12 protein-coding genes are annotated in these 16,885 nt (G+C 61.2%); 7 read left to right on the top strand and 5 right to left on the bottom strand.

Going from position 1 to position 16,885, the window contains the following annotated elements:
* Complete coding sequence (locus ODQ19_RS12210) at nt 1–1,635, top strand: AMP-binding protein (RefSeq protein ID WP_330210148.1); 1,635 nt, start codon at nt 1–3, stop codon at nt 1,633–1,635.
* 664 nt (nt 1,636–2,299) lie between these two features.
* Here the strand turns inward: ODQ19_RS12210 and ODQ19_RS12205 are convergent.
* The 3 genes from ODQ19_RS12205 to ODQ19_RS12195 are packed head-to-tail and all read right to left on the bottom strand — an operon-like array spanning nt 2,300 to nt 4,591.
* Complete coding sequence (locus ODQ19_RS12205) at nt 2,300–3,199, bottom strand: hydroxymethylglutaryl-CoA lyase (RefSeq protein ID WP_330210147.1); 900 nt, start codon at nt 3,197–3,199, stop codon at nt 2,300–2,302.
* Nucleotides 3,200–3,215: 16 nt separating this feature from the next.
* On the bottom strand, nt 3,216–3,608 hold the full coding sequence (locus ODQ19_RS12200) for a MerR family transcriptional regulator (protein WP_003192195.1): 393 nt from the start codon (nt 3,606–3,608) through the stop codon (nt 3,216–3,218).
* Nucleotides 3,609–3,661: 53 nt separating this feature from the next.
* Nucleotides 3,662–4,591 (bottom strand): LysR family transcriptional regulator, encoded by a 930-nt coding sequence (locus ODQ19_RS12195; RefSeq protein ID WP_116665187.1) that lies wholly within the window; start codon nt 4,589–4,591, stop codon nt 3,662–3,664.
* Between the two features lie 151 nt (nt 4,592–4,742).
* Here ODQ19_RS12195 and ODQ19_RS12190 point away from each other — a divergent pair, with 151 nt between their 5' ends.
* Entirely contained in the window at nt 4,743–5,972 is a 1,230-nt protein-coding gene (locus ODQ19_RS12190; protein WP_330210146.1) for an acyl-CoA dehydrogenase, read from the top strand.
* 58 nt (nt 5,973–6,030) lie between these two features.
* On the opposite strand, the gene ODQ19_RS12185 is transcribed toward ODQ19_RS12190, so the two are convergent.
* Both ODQ19_RS12185 and xthA read right to left on the bottom strand, forming a co-directional pair.
* Nucleotides 6,031–7,362, bottom strand: a complete 1,332-nt coding sequence (locus tag ODQ19_RS12185; RefSeq protein ID WP_330210145.1) for a phosphate ABC transporter substrate-binding/OmpA family protein — start codon at nt 7,360–7,362, stop codon at nt 6,031–6,033.
* A gap of 209 nt (nt 7,363–7,571) precedes the next feature.
* On the bottom strand, nt 7,572–8,384 hold the full coding sequence (xthA, locus tag ODQ19_RS12180) for an exodeoxyribonuclease III (RefSeq protein WP_330210144.1): 813 nt from the start codon (nt 8,382–8,384) through the stop codon (nt 7,572–7,574).
* Between the two features lie 168 nt (nt 8,385–8,552).
* On the opposite strand from xthA, the gene ODQ19_RS12175 reads away from it, so the two are divergent.
* The 5 genes from ODQ19_RS12175 to ODQ19_RS12155 all read left to right on the top strand — a co-directional run bounded on the left by ODQ19_RS12175 (nt 8,553) and on the right by ODQ19_RS12155 (nt 16,878).
* A complete protein-coding gene (locus tag ODQ19_RS12175; RefSeq protein WP_330210143.1) occupies nt 8,553–9,203 on the top strand; it encodes a GNAT family N-acetyltransferase in 651 nt (216 codons plus the stop codon).
* Between the two features lie 64 nt (nt 9,204–9,267).
* A complete protein-coding gene (locus tag ODQ19_RS12170) occupies nt 9,268–10,995 on the top strand; it encodes an autotransporter assembly complex protein TamA (RefSeq protein WP_330210142.1) in 1,728 nt (575 codons plus the stop codon).
* On the top strand, nt 10,995–14,681 hold the full coding sequence (locus tag ODQ19_RS12165; protein ID WP_330210141.1) for a translocation/assembly module TamB domain-containing protein: 3,687 nt from the start codon (nt 10,995–10,997) through the stop codon (nt 14,679–14,681). Before ODQ19_RS12170 ends, ODQ19_RS12165 begins: the two co-directional genes overlap by 1 nt.
* Before the next feature lie 275 nt (nt 14,682–14,956).
* Complete coding sequence (locus ODQ19_RS12160; protein ID WP_330210140.1) at nt 14,957–15,430, top strand: MarR family winged helix-turn-helix transcriptional regulator; 474 nt, start codon at nt 14,957–14,959, stop codon at nt 15,428–15,430.
* The gene (locus ODQ19_RS12155) at nt 15,427–16,878 is read left to right on the top strand and encodes an efflux transporter outer membrane subunit (RefSeq protein WP_330210139.1); all 1,452 of its coding nucleotides are present in this window, start codon (nt 15,427–15,429) and stop codon (nt 16,876–16,878) included. The genes ODQ19_RS12160 and ODQ19_RS12155 overlap by 4 nt, the downstream gene beginning before the upstream one ends.
* Nucleotides 16,879–16,885: the final 7 nt, after the last annotated feature.

The raw sequence follows: 16,885 nt of genomic DNA, 5'->3' as shown, positions 1-16,885 counted from the left end.
ATGGATCAACCGCACCCGAGCTACAGCCGTGGCTCCCAAGACAAGACCTTGCTGGCCATGACCATTGGCCAGGCATTCGATCATACCGTTGCGCAGTATCCAGATGGCGAAGCCTTGGTGGTGCGCCACCAGCAACGGCGCTACACCTGGCGGCAGCTGGCCGAGACGGTTGAGCTGCACGCCCGCGCGTTCCTCGCCCTGGGCATGCAAACCGGTGACCGCCTGGGTATCTGGGCGCCTAACTGTGCCGAGTGGCTGATCTGCCAGGTGGCGAGCGCCAAGCTCGGGGTGATCCTGGTCAATATCAACCCGGCCTATCGCAGCAGTGAATTGGACTACGTGCTCAAGCAGTCCGGCTGCCAATGGCTGGTATGCGCCGGTTCGTTCAAGAGCTCCGATTACCACGCCATGCTCCACGCGCTGAAGCCCGAGCTGCGCGGCCTTATCAGCCTCGACCCCAGCCCGCCGCCTGAATTCATGCCCTGGTCGCACTTGGCAGCCCTTGGCGCAGGCGTGTCGCCCGAGCAACTGCACAGCCGCCAGGCCAGTCTGCATTTCGATCAACCTGTGAATATCCAATACACCTCCGGCACCACCGGCTTCCCCAAGGGCGCCACCCTCAGTCACCACAACATCCTCAACAACGGTTACATGGTCGGTGAAAGCCTGGGCCTGACGGCAGGGGACCGCCTGGTGATCCCGGTGCCGCTGTACCACTGCTTCGGCATGGTCATGGGCAACCTCGGTTGTATCACCCACGGCACCACCATGATCTACCCCAATGACGGCTTCGACCCGATGCTGACGTTGAGCGCCGTCGCCGAAGAAAAAGCCACCGGCTTATATGGCGTGCCGACCATGTTTATCGCGCTGCTCGATCACCCACGCCGAGCCGAGTTCGACGTGTCCAGCCTGCGCACCGGGATCATGGCCGGGGCGACATGCCCGATCGAGGTGATGCGTCGGGTCATCCATGAGCTGCACATGGGAGAGGTGCAGATTGCCTATGGCATGACCGAAACCAGCCCGGTGTCGCTGCAGACCGGCGCAGACGATGACATAGAGCGGCGTGTCACCACCGTGGGTCGCACCCAACCGCAACTGGAAACCAAGATTGTCGACGAGGCCGGTAACACCGTGGCGCGTGGTGTGATCGGTGAGCTGTGCACCCGAGGCTATAGCGTGATGCTCGGTTACTGGAATAACCCTGAAGGCACCCGTGAGGCCATCGACGATGCTGGCTGGATGCACACCGGCGACTTGGCGACCATGGATGATCAGGGGTACGTGTGCATTGCCGGGCGTAACAAAGACATGATCATTCGTGGGGGTGAAAACGTTTACCCGCGGGAGCTGGAAGAGTTTTTCTTTACCCATCCGGCCGTGGCGGACGTGCAGATCGTTGGCATCCCGGATGAGCGTTATGGCGAAGAGATTGTTGCCTGGATCAAGTTCCATCCCGGTCAGGTGGCCAACGAGCTGGAGTTGTTGAGCTGGTGCAAGGACCGCATCGCCCATTTCAAGACGCCCAGGTATTTCAAATTCGTGGATGAGTTTCCGATGACGGTAACGGGCAAGATCCAGAAATTTCGCATGCGCGAAATCTCGATCGAAGAGCTGCAGATGCAATCTTGATAGCGAAGCAGAACCATTGTGGGAGCGGGCTTGCTCGCGAATGCGGTGGTTCAGTCAATGATGTGTCGACGGTCACTCTGCGTTCGCGAGCAAGCCCGCTCCCACATTTTTGACCTGTGGCAGCTTTGCGAAAAGCACAAAGGGGACCCGAAGGTCCCCTTTAATTTGTCGTTGCCTGCTCTTTTCTTATTATTGAGGGGCGGCCTGTTGTTGTTTTTGGTAGCCGTGGCCCGTACCGCTTTTTTTGCGACCCCCATCCGGGGTCAAGAGCAAACGTATTTTTTTGAACGCTGACCTGCTTCTTCGTAAACGATCCAACCAGTGGGTAGCTACCTGAGGTAGTTTTATTTTTCTCTAGCCGGTTGCGGGTTGCGGCATGCCGTACCCTGGGAAGCACATCTTCTCCAAAAAAATCTGTTAGCTGCGTCTCTGCCGTGTTGTTTTTGTTATGTCAGAGTCGTTTCGTCTTATTTTTATTAGGTTTGGCGCTTTTTATTCTTGTTATGCCATAGAGATAGCAGAAGGCGTGCCAACTTTTTAAAACCCTTTAAAATCAATTGGTTGGGTTTTTTGTCATTATTTTTTTCCAGTCGGTGCGGCGGATTTTGTTCCCGCGTTACCCGTTATGGCGGTGTGCGGTAACACATTGTCACAGCTGTGCTACTCACCCGGCGTTACGCACCTTCGCCACACGGGAACCCGTAGGCCGCCCCAGCACCTGGCTGATCTGTTGGCCGGCGCCAATCAAGCGTTCCAGGTCGATGCCCGTGTCGATGCCCAGGCCGTTGAGCAGGTACAGCACGTCCTCGGTGGCCACGTTACCGCTGGCGCCTTTGGCGTAAGGGCAGCCGCCCAGGCCTGCGATAGAGCTGTCGAACACCGTGATGCCTTCCAGCAGGCTGGCGTAGATGTTAGCGATGGCCTGCCCGTAGGTGTCATGGAAATGCCCGGCCAGCTTGTCCCGTGGCACTTGCGCGCCGACCACCTCGAACAGGCGCCGGGTAGCGCCCGCCGTGCCGGTACCGATGGTGTCTCCCAAGGACACTTCATAGCAGCCCATGGCATACAGCTCGCGGGCGACGGCCGCCACTTGCTCCGGGGCGATATCGCCTTCATAGGGGCAACCCAGTACACAGGACACATAGCCGCGCACGCTGATGCCGTGCTGCTTGGCGGCGGCCAGGATCGGTGCGAAGCGCTCCAGGCTTTCGCTGATGGAACAATTGATATTGCGCTGGGAGAACGCCTCGGACGCCGCCGCAAACACCGCGACTTCCTTGACCCCGGCCGCCAGCGCATCCTCGAACCCGCGCAGGTTCGGTGCCAGTGCGCCATAGGTTACGCCGGGCTTGCGTTGGATCTGCGCAAACACTTCGGCGGAGCCGGCCATTTGCGGCACCCACTTGGGCGAGACAAAACTGCCGACTTCGATATAGCTCAAGCCGGCGGCGCTCAAGGCGTCTACCAATCGGACTTTATCCGCCACGCTGATGGGCTGGGCTTCGTTCTGCAAACCGTCGCGCGGGCCGACTTCAACCAGGCGTACGTGGGAGGGGAGGGACATGGCAGTTACCTTCTGGTCAATGGCCGGCTTGGCTGATGGTCTGCGCCAGGGCCTGGGTGCAACGCTCTTCAGCGGTGTCCAGTTCCAGCTTCATCTGTTCGATATCCAGCAGTTGCTGTTCCAGCTGTTCACGGCGTTCGGCGATCTTGGCCAGCATGCTGTTGAGTTGGATCTGGTTGCCGCCGGTGGGGTCGTAGAGTTCGATCAGTTCGCGGCATTCGGCCAGGGAGAAACCGATGCGCTTGCCGCGCAGGATCAGCTTGAGGCTGACCTTGTCCCGCGCCGAGTAAATGCGCTCCTGGCCCCGACGTTCGGGGGCCAGCAGGCCTTGTTCTTCATAGAAACGAATGGCGCGGGTGGTGATATCAAGCTCGCGGGCGAGGTCGGAGATGCTGTAGGTGGTGCTCATGGCGGTGCTCAAGGAAGTCTTGGCGCTAAGCTAATTGCAGGTTGACGTAAACGTCAAGGCTGCAGGACTTTCTTTTCCTGGGCCGTCACCTGCTGGCACAACTCGATCATCTGTTCACGCATCCAGCGGTTCGCCGGGTCCTGGTCGGTGCTTTCGTGCCAGTACAAATGGGTTTCCACCGGCGGCACACTGTTGACAGGCAGTTGGAACCAGTGCAGTTCATGACGACGGGCGAAACGCTCGGGCACGGTCATCACCATGTCGGTCTGTTGCAGCACCTGGGAGGCCATCAGGTAATGCTGGGAACGCAGGGCGATCTTGCGCTGAATGCCCATCTTGCCCAAGGCCAGGTCCACATAGCCCAAACCGTTGCGGCGGCTGGAAATATGGATATGGGTCAGCGACAGGTAATCATCCAGCGTGAATTTATCCTTGCCCGCCATCGGGTGGCCCTTGCGCATGGCACACACGTAGCGGTCTTCCATCAGCTTGACGTGACGCACCTGCGGGTCGGTGTTGAGCGGTGCATCCACGGCAAAATCCAGGCGCCCGGCCGCGAGTTCCTTGGTGGTTTCGCGGCGTTTGGACAGGAAACTCTCGATCACCACGGTCGGCGCCAGGCGACGCAAGCGCTGGAACAGCAGTGGCAGGATCACGGCCTCGGTCAGGTCGGTCATGCTGATGCGGTAGGTCTTGGCCGCCTGCTGCGGGTTGAAGATGCGGCTTTCCTGCACCGACACGCGCAGCAATGACAACGCATTGCGCACCGGGCCGATGATGTTCTGCGCCATGGGCGTGGGCACCATGCCTTGGGCGGTGCGCACGAACAGCGGGTCGTTGAAGGTCTCGCGCAACCGTGCCAGGGCGTTGGACACCGCCGGCTGGGTGATGCCGACGATCTGCCCGGCGCGGGTCAGGTTGGCTTCGGTGTAGATCGCATCAAAGACGATGAAGAGGTTGAGATCGACCTTGCTCAGATTCATTTCGTTGCGCTCTTATTGTTAGGTGCTCATACGCCGATCATATATCGTTGATGAATGTTAATACACGCCGAGAATAGGCTAGGTAAATTATCAACGCTGTTCTAGCATCGAATGCATGACCTAAACAACCTCTCAGAGAAGGGAGCTGCCCATGGATTTCGCCTATTCGCTCAAGGTTCAGGAACTGCGTGAACGCGTCACTGCGTTCATGGACGCTTATGTCTACCCGGCCGAACCAGTGTTTGAACGCCAGGTCAGCGAAGGTGATCGCTGGCAGCCCACGGCGATCATGGAAGAACTCAAAGCCAAGGCGAAGGCCGAGGGCTTGTGGAACCTGTTCCTGCCGGAATCCGAACTGGGCGCCGGCCTGACCAACCTGGAATACGCACCCTTGGCGGAAATCATGGGCCGCTCGTTGCTGGGCCCGGAGCCATTCAACTGCTCCGCTCCCGACACCGGCAATATGGAAGTGCTGGTGCGCTACGCCAACGAAGAACAGAAGCAGCGCTGGCTCGAACCCTTGCTGCGCGGCGAGATTCGTTCCGCCTTTGCCATGACCGAACCGGATGTGGCGTCCTCGGACGCCACCAACATGGCCGCCCGTGCCGAACGCCAGGGCGACGAGTGGGTGATCAACGGCAAAAAATGGTGGACCTCCGGCGCCTGCGACCCGCGCTGCAAGATCCTGATCTTCATGGGCCTGAGCAACCCCGATGCACCGCGTCACCAGCAGCACTCGATGATCCTGGTGCCGGTCGATACCCCAGGCGTGAAAATCCTGCGGCCGCTTCCGGTATTCGGCTACGACGATGCGCCCCACGGGCATGCCGAAGTGCTGTTCGACAATGTGCGCGTGCCCTATGAAAACGTGTTGCTAGGCGAAGGCCGTGGCTTCGAGATCGCCCAGGGCCGCCTTGGCCCAGGCCGTATCCACCACTGCATGCGTTCGATCGGCATGGCCGAACGTGCGTTGGAATTGATGTGTAAACGCTCGGTCAGCCGCACCGCCTTCGGCAAGCCCTTGGCGCGGTTGGGCGGCAATATCGACAAGATCGCCGACTCACGCATGGAAATTGACATGGCACGCCTGCTGACCTTGAAAGCGGCGTACATGATGGACACCGTAGGCAACAAAGTGGCGAAAAGCGAAATCGCCCAGATCAAGGTGGTGGCCCCGAACGTGGCCTTGAAGGTCATCGATCGCGCGATCCAGCTGCACGGCGGCGCCGGGGTGTCCAACGACTTCCCGCTGGCCTATATGTACGCCATGCAACGCACCCTGCGCCTGGCCGACGGCCCGGACGAAGTGCACCGCGCGGCGATTGGCAAGTTTGAGATTGGCAAATATGTGCCACGGGAATTGATGCGCGGCGGGCAGTAGCACTGATGATCGTTCCCACGCTCTGCGATCGTTCCCACGCGGAGCGTGGGAACGATCCTCAGTACACCCACACCTCCACCCGCCGATTCTTGATCCGCCCCTCATCCGCAGTATTGGCCGCCACCGGCATCTGCGCACCAAACCCGCGAATATCCTTGAGCACCACACCGCTCTTGACCAGCTCCCGGCGCACCGCCATCGCCCGCAATTTCGACAATAAGGCCGCACGTTGCGGGTCGTTCTTGGTATCGCCAAACCCTACCAGCGTCACCTGTTTATTAAGCTTGCCGTGGCTTCTGATATAGGCCACCACTCTCTGCACGTCCTGGCGCGCCTTGTTGTCGAGGCTGGCGCTGCCCTCGTCGAAGCGAAAATTTACCGTCAGGCGCTGAGCGTCACGGGCGATGGCCTGGTAATCGTCAGGCATCGACGGGCGCGGCGTCACGCCAATCGCCTGCACCTGCTGGGCGATAAAGCCATTGGCAGCCACAATCGCCTGGCCTTTGCTGCCTTGGGTAAACTCCACCAACGCCTTCGCCCACGGGTTGGGGGAGGAGGGTGGCAAGTAGAAGAACAGCCGGCGTGACAGCGGGTAATCTTCGGTGGCGATCAGGCTGGTCAGCGGCAACATGGGGTGCGAGTCACCGTCGACAATCGCCACCGCCTTGGCCTGGCGCACAGAGGGCAGGCCGATAAAACCGATGCCCTGGGGGTCTTGGCTCACCGCATCGGACAGCTGTTCGCTGGATTCAAAGCGCTTGGCCGACGGCGCGAGCGGTTGGCCGCGGCGGCTCAGCACCAGTTCCCTGAAAGTGTCGAAGGTGCCGGACTGATCATCCCTGGCATATAAATGGATGGTCCCGCCTGTACCTCCCAGTGCCTCCCAGGTGCTGACCTCGCCGTTGAAGATCTGCGCCAATTGCTCGGTGTTGAGGCTATTGAGCGGGTTGCGCGGGTTAACGATGATTGCCAGGCCATCAATGGCGATCACATGCTCGGCGCCTGGGCTTTTCAAGTCACCCAGGGGATCGAGGTCCACCAGCTCGCTGTCTTTGATCGGGCGGGACGCTGCGGCGAGGTCGGCGCGGTTGTTCTTCAGCGCCGCAAAGCCGGTGCTGGAACCGTGGGCCGCGACCTCGATGGTGACCGTCTTGCCTTGGCGCGTCGTGCCGACCACGCGCTGTTCATTCGCCCCGGCACCTGCTTCAGCGTGTACGTCCTGCAAGCCCTGATGCTCCATCAAACCCTTGACCAGCGCCGGGCCGAGGGCCGCGCCGATGGTGTTGGAGCCCTGGATGCGCAGGGCCGGGCCTTGGTCGGGAATGGACAGAGGGGCCGCCACGGCGGGGAGTGCGATTGCAAAACACAGGAACAGAACGCGCAGCATCATGCCGGCACCTTCTCAAGCCAAGGGAGTGCCGGGAGATTAAGTCAGTTGGATTGCAGTCATATGACCGACACGGGCGCTGGCAAACCCTGATGCCCTGTAGGAGCGAGCTTGCTCGCGAAAAGCGTCAACGATAACGCAGCGAATCTGTTTTAACGCGGCGCTTTCAAGTTCTTCGCGAGCAAGCTCGCTCCTACAATCCATTTTTGAGGTCAGCTCAGTTCCAGCCAGATCGGCGCATGGTCCGACGGTTTTTCCAACCCGCGCAGGTCGTAATCCACCCCTGCATCCTTGACCCGTGGCACCAAACCGGTGGATGCCATGATCACATCAATACGCAGCCCACGCTTGGGCTCGTCCTCAAACCCACGGCTACGGTAATCGAACCAGCTGAAGCGGTCGGTCACGTCCGGGTTGAGGTGGCGGAAGCTGTCCACCAGGCCCCAGTTCTTCAAACGTGCCATCCACTCGCGTTCTTCCGGCAGGAAGCTGCACTTGCCGGTTTTCAGCCAGCGCTTGGCGTTGTCGGCGCCGATGCCGATATCGCAGTCCTCTGGGGAAATGTTCACGTCGCCCATCACCACCAGTGCCTGGTCATTGCTGAACTGGCTTTCCAGCAATTGTTGCAAGTCTTCATAGAAGCGCTGCTTGGCCGGGAACTTGGTTGGGTGGTCGCGGCTTTCGCCCTGAGGGAAATAGCCGTTCATGATGGTCACCGGCTGGCCGTTTTCATCGGCGAAGGTGCCCCAGATAAACCGGCGTTGGGCGTCTTCTTCATCGCTGGCAAAACCTTTGTGCATGCTCAAGGCCGCCTGGCGCGAGAGCAGCGCCACGCCGTAATGGCCTTTCTGCCCGTGGTAGTACACGTGATAACCCAGGGCCTGCACTTCGGCCAACGGGAACTGATCATCGTGGACCTTGGTTTCCTGCAAGCCGATCACGTCCGGTTGATGCTTTTCAATCAGCGCCGCCAACTGATGAGGGCGAGCACGCAGCCCGTTGATATTGAAGGAGACGATTTTCATGGTCGGCAGTCCAGTCTGGCAAAAGGGCGATGCTAGCCGACAAGTCGGATGGGGGCCAGCGTGGCGGTAGGGTGAATGCGCTGCTAATGTCTGGGAACGACTGGAGCTGTGCAGGTTCGTACCCATAAGAACGCCATGTTTGAGTGGCGCCCAGGGAGATTGACTGTTATGCCAGACACTTCGACGGCCACTGCCGAAATCCGCCTGCTCAATAGCGGTTATTCCCGCGAGGCGCGTTCCCTGCTGTACCAGGCGTATCGCCATGAACCGACCTTCGCCTATATTTTCGAAGCCGAGCGAGCGGGCTATGAGCAGCGAGTACGTGCCACCGTGCGCGAACTGGTCAAGCAGCACTTCTTTCAGAAACTCCCTGCCATCGGCCTGTTCGTCAACGATCGGCTGATCGGCATCGCCCTGATTGCACCGCCGCAACGGCGCCTGGGCATCACCGAAAGCTGGGCCTGGCAAATCCGCATGTGGCTGAGCACGGGCGTGCGCGGTACGCGGCGTTACCTGGAATACCATCATGCCGTCATGGCGTGCCTGCCCAACGAGTCTGTGCATGTGCTGCCGTTGCTGGGCATTCACCCGCAGTTTCAGGGCAAGCACCATGGTGAGCAGTTGCTGGAAGCGGTACACAATTGGTGTGCCGACGACCCGCATTCATCCGGCGTGGTGCTCGACACCGGCAACTCCCGTTACCTGGATTTCTACAAGCGCCAGGGCTATGAGGAAATCGGCGAAGTCGCGGTGGGGCCGGTGCGCGAGCATGTGTTTTTCCATCCCAATCCCAAGGCGTTACATCCTGCAACGGCTTAGAACAGAATTATTCAGACTAATCTGAGTTCAAAGTTCCTCCCTCGCTCGTGTAGCATCCGCGCCTATGAAGTTTCCAGGAAGATTTACCAGCGGCTTGATTCTGCTGTTCACAAGCTGCGGCGCATTGGCGCAAAGCGAACTGGACGTGCGGATCAAACCCTCAAACGACGCGCTGAAAGCCAACATCGAAGGCTACATCGGCGGGGTCGGCGATCGTGATGAAGAAGCCTTGCTGCGGTTCAGCCGTGGCGCCGAGGAGCAGGCGCGCAAAGCCGCGCAGGCCTTGGGCTACTATCAGCCACAGATCGCCAGCGAGGTGAAGGGCGGCAAGAACCCGCGCCTGACCCTCACCATCGACCCCGGCGAACCGGTGCATTTGCGCGACGTGACCATAAGGGTCGATGGCCAGGCCGCGAGCCTCAAGGCTTTTCGCGTGCCCGCCAGCGACGACCTCAAGTCCGGCGCCGTGCTCAACCATGGCCATTACGAAGACGCCAAGCGCCTGATTCAGAACCAGGCCTCGCGCTATGGGTTTTTCAGTGGGCGCTTTACCAGCCAGAAACTTGCCGTAGACCCTCAAGCGGGCGTGGCCGACATCGAACTCATTTACGACAGCGGCACGCGCTACAGCATGGGCAAGGTCAGCTTTACCGGCGACACGCCCTTTGATGAAGAGCTGTTGCAGCGCATGGTGCCGTTCAAGCCCGGCACGCCCTATGACTCCGAACTGGTCGCCGAACTCAACCAGAACCTGCAAGCCAGTGGCTTCTTCGAAGGCGTACGCGTGGATGCCAGCCCTACCGCCGCCACCGATGACGTGATCCCGGTCGCGGTGCAACTGGACACCCGCAAACCGCGCACCATGGGCCTGGGCCTGGGTTATTCCACCGACGTCGGCCCACGGGGCAAAGCTAACTGGACGCGCCATTGGGTCAACCCCCAGGGCCACAGTTATGGCTGGGAAGCCGAACTGTCGGCGCCGCGGCAGAACGTCGGCCTGTGGTACGACATTCCCCTCGACCCGCCGCTCACCGACAAATTGCGCTTCGCCGGCGGCTACCAGAATGAAGAGATCGCCAACACCGACACCCTGAGCAAGTTGCTCACCATCGGCCCCGAATGGCACAGCAAGTTGCCCAGTGGCTGGACGCGGGTGATCTCTCTCAAGTACCAACGCGAAGAATACCGCCTGGGTAATGACTCAGGCCTGAGTAACCTGCTGATGCCGGGCGTGAGTTATTCCTACCTGCGCAGTGACAACCGCATCGACCCGCACCATGGCTACCGCCTGATGTTCGACACCAAGGTCGCCAAAGAGGGCCTGGGGTCCGACACCAACCTGCTTTACGGCACGGCCACCGTCAAAGGCCTGACCACCTTGTGGGACAATCACCGCTTTCTGGGCCGCGCGCAATTTGGCGGCAGTGCCACCAATGGCTACAAATCCGTGCCTCCTTCCTTGCGCTTCTTTGCCGGTGGCGACCAGAGCGTGCGCGGCTACGAGTACCAGACGCTGTCGCCCGAGAACGATCGCGGCGACCGCATCGGTGGCCGCTACATGGTGGCCTTGAGCGCGGAGTATCAATATTCCATCACCGATAAATGGCGTATCGCGACCTTCATCGACCAGGGCAACTCGTTCAACAACCTCGACTTGCCGAGCCTGAAAACCGGCGTGGGCGTCGGCGTGCGCTGGGTGTCTCCGGTGGGACCGATTCGCCTCGACCTGGCCCATGCCCTCGAAGATCCGGGCGGCATTCGCTTGCACTTTTCCATGGGGCCTGAGCTGTGATGCGTGGTTTGAAAATAGCGGGGCTGGTGCTGGTTGCCATCCTCGCCTTGCTGTTATTGGCGCTGTGGTCAGTGCTTGGCACCCAGGCGGGCAGTCGTTGGGCCTTGGGCCAGGTGCCAGGTTTGAGCGTGGAAAATTTCCAAGGCCGCCTGGGCGGGCAGTGGCGCGCCGATCATCTGCTATGGCAGCAGGATGGCAGCCGCGTCGAGTTGAATGCGCCGACGTTTGACTGGTCGCCCGGCTGCCTGCTGCGCATGACCCTGTGCATCAACCGACTGGATGTGGAGCAGGTCAGCCTGGAATTCGCCCCCAGTGCCGAAGAGAGCGACAGCGGGCCGATTCAACTGCCCGACCTGAAGCTGCCGGTTGCCCTGCAGTTGGGCGATGTGCGCATTGGCAGCCTGCTGTTCAACGGCAATGAAGAACTCAAGGGCCTGCAACTGGCGGCGCACTGGACTACCGCCGGCCTGCAGATCGACTCGGTGCATCTGCAGCGCGACGATCTGGTACTGGACCTCGCCGGCCTGCTGCAACCTACCGGCGACTGGCCGCTGAATGCTACCGGCAACCTGAGCTTGCCCTACGCCCCAGGCGGTGCCCCCTGGACGGTCGCGCTCAAGATCGACGGCGACCTGCTCAAAACCCTCAAGCTCGACGCCGACAGCAGCGGCTACCTGCCGGCCAAGCTCACTGGCGAGCTGCAGCCCCTGGTGGAAAACCTGCCGGCGCAGTTGCACATCACCTCCGAGTCGTTCAAACCCAGCGCAGACCTGCCCGATACCCTGCAACTCAACCAACTGGACTTGAGCGCCAAAGGCGATCTGAGCAATGGCTACCAGTTGCTGGGCAAGGCCGTGCTCCCGGCCGAAAAAGGCCCGGTGGATTTACTGCTCAAGGGCAAGGTTGACGCCAAGGGCGCGCAGATCGCCGGCCTGGACCTGACGGCCGGCGACAAGCAAAGCCTCAAGCTCAGTGCCAACCTAGACTGGCAGCAAGGCTTCAGTGCGGACGCCAAGATCGACTGGCTGGATTTTCCCTGGCACCGCCTCTATCCGGTCATCGACGAACCGCAAGTGGCCTTGCGCACCTTCAACGGTGAAATCTCCTATAAAGACGGCAACTACCTGGGCAATCTCAAGGCCGACCTCGACGGCCCGGCGGGCAAGTTCAATGTGGTCACCCCCTTCAGTGGCGACCTCAAGCAGGTCTTCCTGCCTGAGCTGAAACTGAGTGCCGGCCAAGGCAAGGCCGAAGGCCACCTGAACCTGCAATTTGCCGACGGCATTGCCTGGGACACCGCCCTGGATCTGTCGGCGCTGAACCCGGCCTACTGGGTCGCAGAGTTGCCCGGCACTCTGGCCGGGCCGCTGCGCAGCAAAGGCGAGTTCAAAAATGAACAGCTCAAGCTCAACGCCGACCTGGACCTCAAGGGTCGCCTGCGCGGCCAAACCGCCGTGCTCGCGGCCAAGGCCGAAGGCGCCGGCGAACAATGGACTCTCGCCAACCTGGACATCCGCCTGGGCGACAACCGCATCAACGGCAGCGGCAGCCTGCAACAGCGTCTGGCCGGGCAGATCGACATCAAGCTGGCGCGCCTGGCCCAGCTCTGGCCGCAACTGCGTGGGCAAGTCAACGGGCGTGTCGAAGTGGCCGGCACCTTGAAAGCCCCGCAAGGCAAACTCGACCTCAAGGGGCAGCAACTGGCCTTTGCCGACAACCGTCTGCAAAGCTTCAACCTGGACGCCAACCTCGATAGTGCCCAGCGCGCCAAGCTCGACCTCAAGGCCAGCGGTATTCAAAGCGGCGAGACGCAAGTCGGCAACCTCGCTGCCAGCGCCCAGGGCGATATCAAGAACCAGAAAGTCCAACTGGCTCTGACTGGCCCGCTGGTCAAACTAGCCCTGGCCCTGGACGGCAACCTCGACAAAGACAACTGGCGCGGGCGCCTCGCCAGTGGCGACGTGCAAGCCGGTGGCCAAGACTGGCGGCTGCAAGCCCCGGCGAAGATCGAACGCCTGGCCGATGGCAAGCTGACCTTCGGCGCACACTGCTGGGTCTCCGGCGGCGCCAGCCTGTGTGGTGAAGACCAGCGCCTGATGCCGGAGCCGAAGCTGCGTTACCACCTCAAGCAATTCCCCCTCGACAGCCTCGCGGCGTTTTTGCCCAAAGACTTCGCCTGGCAGGGCAAGCTCAACGCCGATGTGCAACTCGACCTGCCCCAGAGCGGCCCAAAGGGTGTGGTCGCGGTGGACGCCAGTGGCGGCACCTTGCGCGTGCGTGACAAGGGCCAGTGGTTGGATTTCCCCTACGACACCCTGAAGCTGGAAACCACCCTCAACCCCAAGCGCATCGACGCCCAACTGAATTTCCATGGTGGCAAGCTTGGCGAGTTGTTGCTACAGGCGCAGATTAACCCGCTGCCGAACAACAAGCCGATCACTGGCACGTTCAGCCTCACCGGCCTGGACCTCGCCGTCGCGCGGCCCTTTGTGCCGATGGTGGAAAAACTCAACGGCAAACTCAACGGCAATGGCCGTATCTCCGGCGGCTTGCTCGCGCCCCTGGTCAACGGCAACGTGAACCTAGTGGACGGCGAAGTCTCCGGGCCGGAACTGCCCATCAGCCTCGAGGGCTTGAACCTGCAGGCGCAGATCGCCGGCGAAAGTGTGCAGCTCAACGGCGGCTGGCACAGCGGCAAGGCCGGGCAGGGCAGCCTCAAGGGCCAGATCGACTGGGGCCGCGCCCTGGTGGTCGACCTCAGCCTCAAAGGCTCGCAACTGCCAGTCACCGTGGAGCCCTACGCCAAGCTGGAAGTGGCGCCAGACCTGAAGATCAGCCTCAAGGACGACAAACTGGCGATTGCCGGCAAAGTCCACATCCCCCGTGGCGATATCACCGTGCGCGAACTGCCGCCTTCGACGGTCAAGGTTTCCGACGATACCGTGATCATCGGCAGCCAGACCGAAGAGGGTAAACCGCCGATGGCCATGGCCATGGATATCGACGTAGAGGTGGGTGAAGACCAGCTTAACTTCGCCGGCTTCGGCCTCACCGCCAAGGTCCAGGGCCATGTGCATATCGGCGACAACATGGACACCCGCGGCGAGCTGTGGCTCAACGACGGCCGCTACCGCGCCTACGGCCAACGCCTCAACGTGCGTCGTGCACGGCTGTTGTTTGCCGGGCCGCTGGACCAACCGTTCCTGGATATCGAAGCCGTGCGCGTGGTGGTCGAATCGTCGCGCACCGTGACCGCCGGTATTCGCCTGAGCGGCAGCGCTGAACAACCGACCACTCAGATCTTCTCCGAGCCGGCCATGGCCCAGGAAGATGCGCTGTCGTACCTGGTGCTGGGCCGTTCGCGCACCAACACCGGCGAAGACAACAACATGCTCGCCGAAGCCGCCCTGGGCCTGGGCTTGATGGGCAGTGCCGGTGTGACCTCGGATATCGCCAACAAGCTGGGTATCCAGGACTTTGATCTCGACACCCAGGGTACGGGTAACAGCACCGCAGTGGTGGCCAGCGGCAAGATCAACGAGAAGCTCAGCCTGCGTTACGGGGTAGGGGTGTTCGAACCGGCCAATACCATTGCCTTGCGCTACCTGCTGAGCAAGAAGGTGTACCTGGAAGTGGCCACGGGTGTGGCCAGTTCGTTGGATATTTTCTATAAGCGGGATTTCTAAGCCTTGCTCGATCAAAAAATGTAGGAGCGAGCTTGCTCGCGAAAGACGTCAACGATAACGCGTGCATTCTGAACGAACGCGGCGGCTGTGAGTTTTTCGCGAGCAAGCTCGCTCCTACAAAAAGCCTTAACTGGGCTCTCCCTGATTTGATTGCTGTCCAAGGCTTTAAGTTACTCAACTACCAAGCAACCTAATTATTCCATTTGACATTCGCTGCCTAAGCAGTAACATCTCGTCACACATTCACTGCCTAGGCAGTAATAAGGTGACTTTCGATGCCTCACTTCACCCCTGACAACTTCCACAACTGCCACCTCGGCCTGTTGCTGGGCCGCGCCGCGATCCTCAAGGACCGCATCATCGACACCCACATGGAACCCCACGGCATCACCGCCGCGCAGTTCAAGGTGTTGATCATCATGGCCCAGTTCGGCGTCGATACTCCGGCGGAGCTGTGCCGCAACCTGTCCCTCGATAGCGGTTCGATGACGCGGATGCTCGACCGGCTGGAGCAAAAAGACTTGCTCAGCCGCAAGCGCTCCGAGCTGGATCGCCGCCAGGTGCAGTTGGTGCTGACCGCCGAGGGCCAGCGCCTGGCGGACATGCTCCCGCACATCGGCGCCACGGCCCTGAACCAGTTGGCCGGCGTGCTTGAGCCGGGCGAGTTGGAAACCCTGGAGCGGATCCTGAAGAAAATGCTGATCGCTGCGGGTGACCCCATCACGATCCAGCGGGTAGGTAGATCATGAACACACGCGCACTCAGCCTGGTGCTGGCGGCGATGACGTTGGCCGGTTGCGCCAATTACAGCGGCCTCGACACCCAGGGCCAGCGCCTCGACGCCAACACTCTGCAAACCGGCAAATCCCTCAGCGGCGTAACGCTGTCGAGTGCCGCCTGGCCGGCCGCCGACTGGTGGAAAAGCCTCGGCGACCCACAGCTTGACGGCCTGATCCAGGAAGCCCTGCAAAACAGCCCCGACATGCAAGTCGCCGACGCCCGCGCCCACCAAGCTGAAGCGGCGGCCTATGCCGCAAACGCGGCGCGCATGCCGACCCTGGATGCCAGCGCCGGTGTGAGCCGCTCGCGCCTGGCCAAGGACCAGGACCCCCGCGGGCAGGGCGATGCCTATTCGACGGTGCGCAACATCGGCGCCAGCTTCAACTACAACTTCGACCTCTGGGGCGGCCAGCGCGCCGCCTGGGAAGCCGCCTTGGGCCAGGCCCGCGCCGCCGAAGTCGACCAGCAGGCCGCGCGCCTGACTCTGGCCGCGAACGTGGCCAAGGCCTATAGCGACCTCGGCCAGGCCCATATCGTGCGTGACCTGGCCGTCGATGACCTCAAGCGTACCCGTCAGATGCTCGACCTGAGCAAGCGCCGCCTGAGTTCTGGTATCGACAGCGAATACCAGTACCAGCAGACCGAGAGCCTGGAAGCCAGCTCCCAGTCGCAACTGATTGACGCGGAAAAACAGCTTCAAAGCGCCAAGATCGCGTTGGCTGTGTTGCTCGGCAAAGGCCCGGACCGCGGTGACGAGTTGGCTCGCCCAGCGGTGCTCAAACCCAGCGCCGTGGCCGTGCCGGCCGTGCTGCCTGCCGAGCTGCTCGGTCGTCGCCCGGACCTGGTCGCCGCACGCTGGCGCGTAGAGGCCGCGAGCAAGAACATCGACGCCAGCAAAACCCGCTTCTACCCCAACCTCAACCTGAGCGCGAGTGCCGGTGCCGAGTCGTTGCTGGGCGATGCGATGTTCGGTTCGGCCAGCCGCTTCTTCAATATCGCACCGACGATTTCGCTGCCGATTTTTGATGGCGGCCGCCTGCGCGCCGACCTCGATGCCCGCGACGCCGACTACGACCTGGCCGTGGCCCAGTACAACAAAACCCTGGTTCAAGCCTTGGGGGATATCGGCAACAGCCTTTCGCAATTGCGTGATACGGGCAGGCAGATCCAGGCCCAGCAACACGCGGCCGACATCGCGCAGCAGTCCTACGACACCGGGGTGCAACGCTACAGCTCAGGCATCGGTAACTACCTGGATGTGCTCAGCATCGAGCAGCAACTGCTACAGGCCCAGCGTCAGTTAGCGACCTTGAATGCGGCGCAGATCGACCTGTCGATTCAATTGATGCAGGCCCTGGGTGGCGGGTATCACGCCAACAGCGTGGCCGCGACCACCCCCGCAACACGCACGGAATAATTTGAGG

This window comes from Pseudomonas sp. AM4(2022), assembly GCF_036346515.1.
GTDB lineage: Bacteria > Pseudomonadota > Gammaproteobacteria > Pseudomonadales > Pseudomonadaceae > Aquipseudomonas > Aquipseudomonas paracarnis.
The sequence above is the reverse complement of the archived record's forward strand: the minus strand, read 5'-3'. Positions and strand labels throughout refer to the sequence as shown.

What these genes read in the sequence shown, in the direction of transcription:
- ODQ19_RS12210 (WP_330210148.1), top strand. Translation starts at nt 1, where the DNA reads ATGGATCAACCGCACCCGAGCTACAGCCGTGGCTCCCAAGACAAGACC.
- ODQ19_RS12205 (WP_330210147.1), bottom strand. Translation starts at nt 3,199, where the DNA reads ATGTCCCTCCCCTCCCACGTACGCCTGGTTGAAGTCGGCCCGCGCGAC.
- ODQ19_RS12200 (WP_003192195.1), bottom strand. Translation starts at nt 3,608, where the DNA reads ATGAGCACCACCTACAGCATCTCCGACCTCGCCCGCGAGCTTGATATC.
- ODQ19_RS12195 (WP_116665187.1), bottom strand. Translation starts at nt 4,591, where the DNA reads ATGAATCTGAGCAAGGTCGATCTCAACCTCTTCATCGTCTTTGATGCG.
- ODQ19_RS12190 (WP_330210146.1), top strand. Translation starts at nt 4,743, where the DNA reads ATGGATTTCGCCTATTCGCTCAAGGTTCAGGAACTGCGTGAACGCGTC.
- ODQ19_RS12185 (WP_330210145.1), bottom strand. Translation starts at nt 7,362, where the DNA reads ATGATGCTGCGCGTTCTGTTCCTGTGTTTTGCAATCGCACTCCCCGCC.
- xthA (WP_330210144.1), bottom strand. Translation starts at nt 8,384, where the DNA reads ATGAAAATCGTCTCCTTCAATATCAACGGGCTGCGTGCTCGCCCTCAT.
- ODQ19_RS12175 (WP_330210143.1), top strand. Translation starts at nt 8,553, where the DNA reads ATGCCAGACACTTCGACGGCCACTGCCGAAATCCGCCTGCTCAATAGC.
- ODQ19_RS12170 (WP_330210142.1), top strand. Translation starts at nt 9,268, where the DNA reads ATGAAGTTTCCAGGAAGATTTACCAGCGGCTTGATTCTGCTGTTCACA.
- ODQ19_RS12165 (WP_330210141.1), top strand. Translation starts at nt 10,995, where the DNA reads ATGCGTGGTTTGAAAATAGCGGGGCTGGTGCTGGTTGCCATCCTCGCC.
- ODQ19_RS12160 (WP_330210140.1), top strand. Translation starts at nt 14,957, where the DNA reads ATGCCTCACTTCACCCCTGACAACTTCCACAACTGCCACCTCGGCCTG.
- ODQ19_RS12155 (WP_330210139.1), top strand. Translation starts at nt 15,427, where the DNA reads ATGAACACACGCGCACTCAGCCTGGTGCTGGCGGCGATGACGTTGGCC.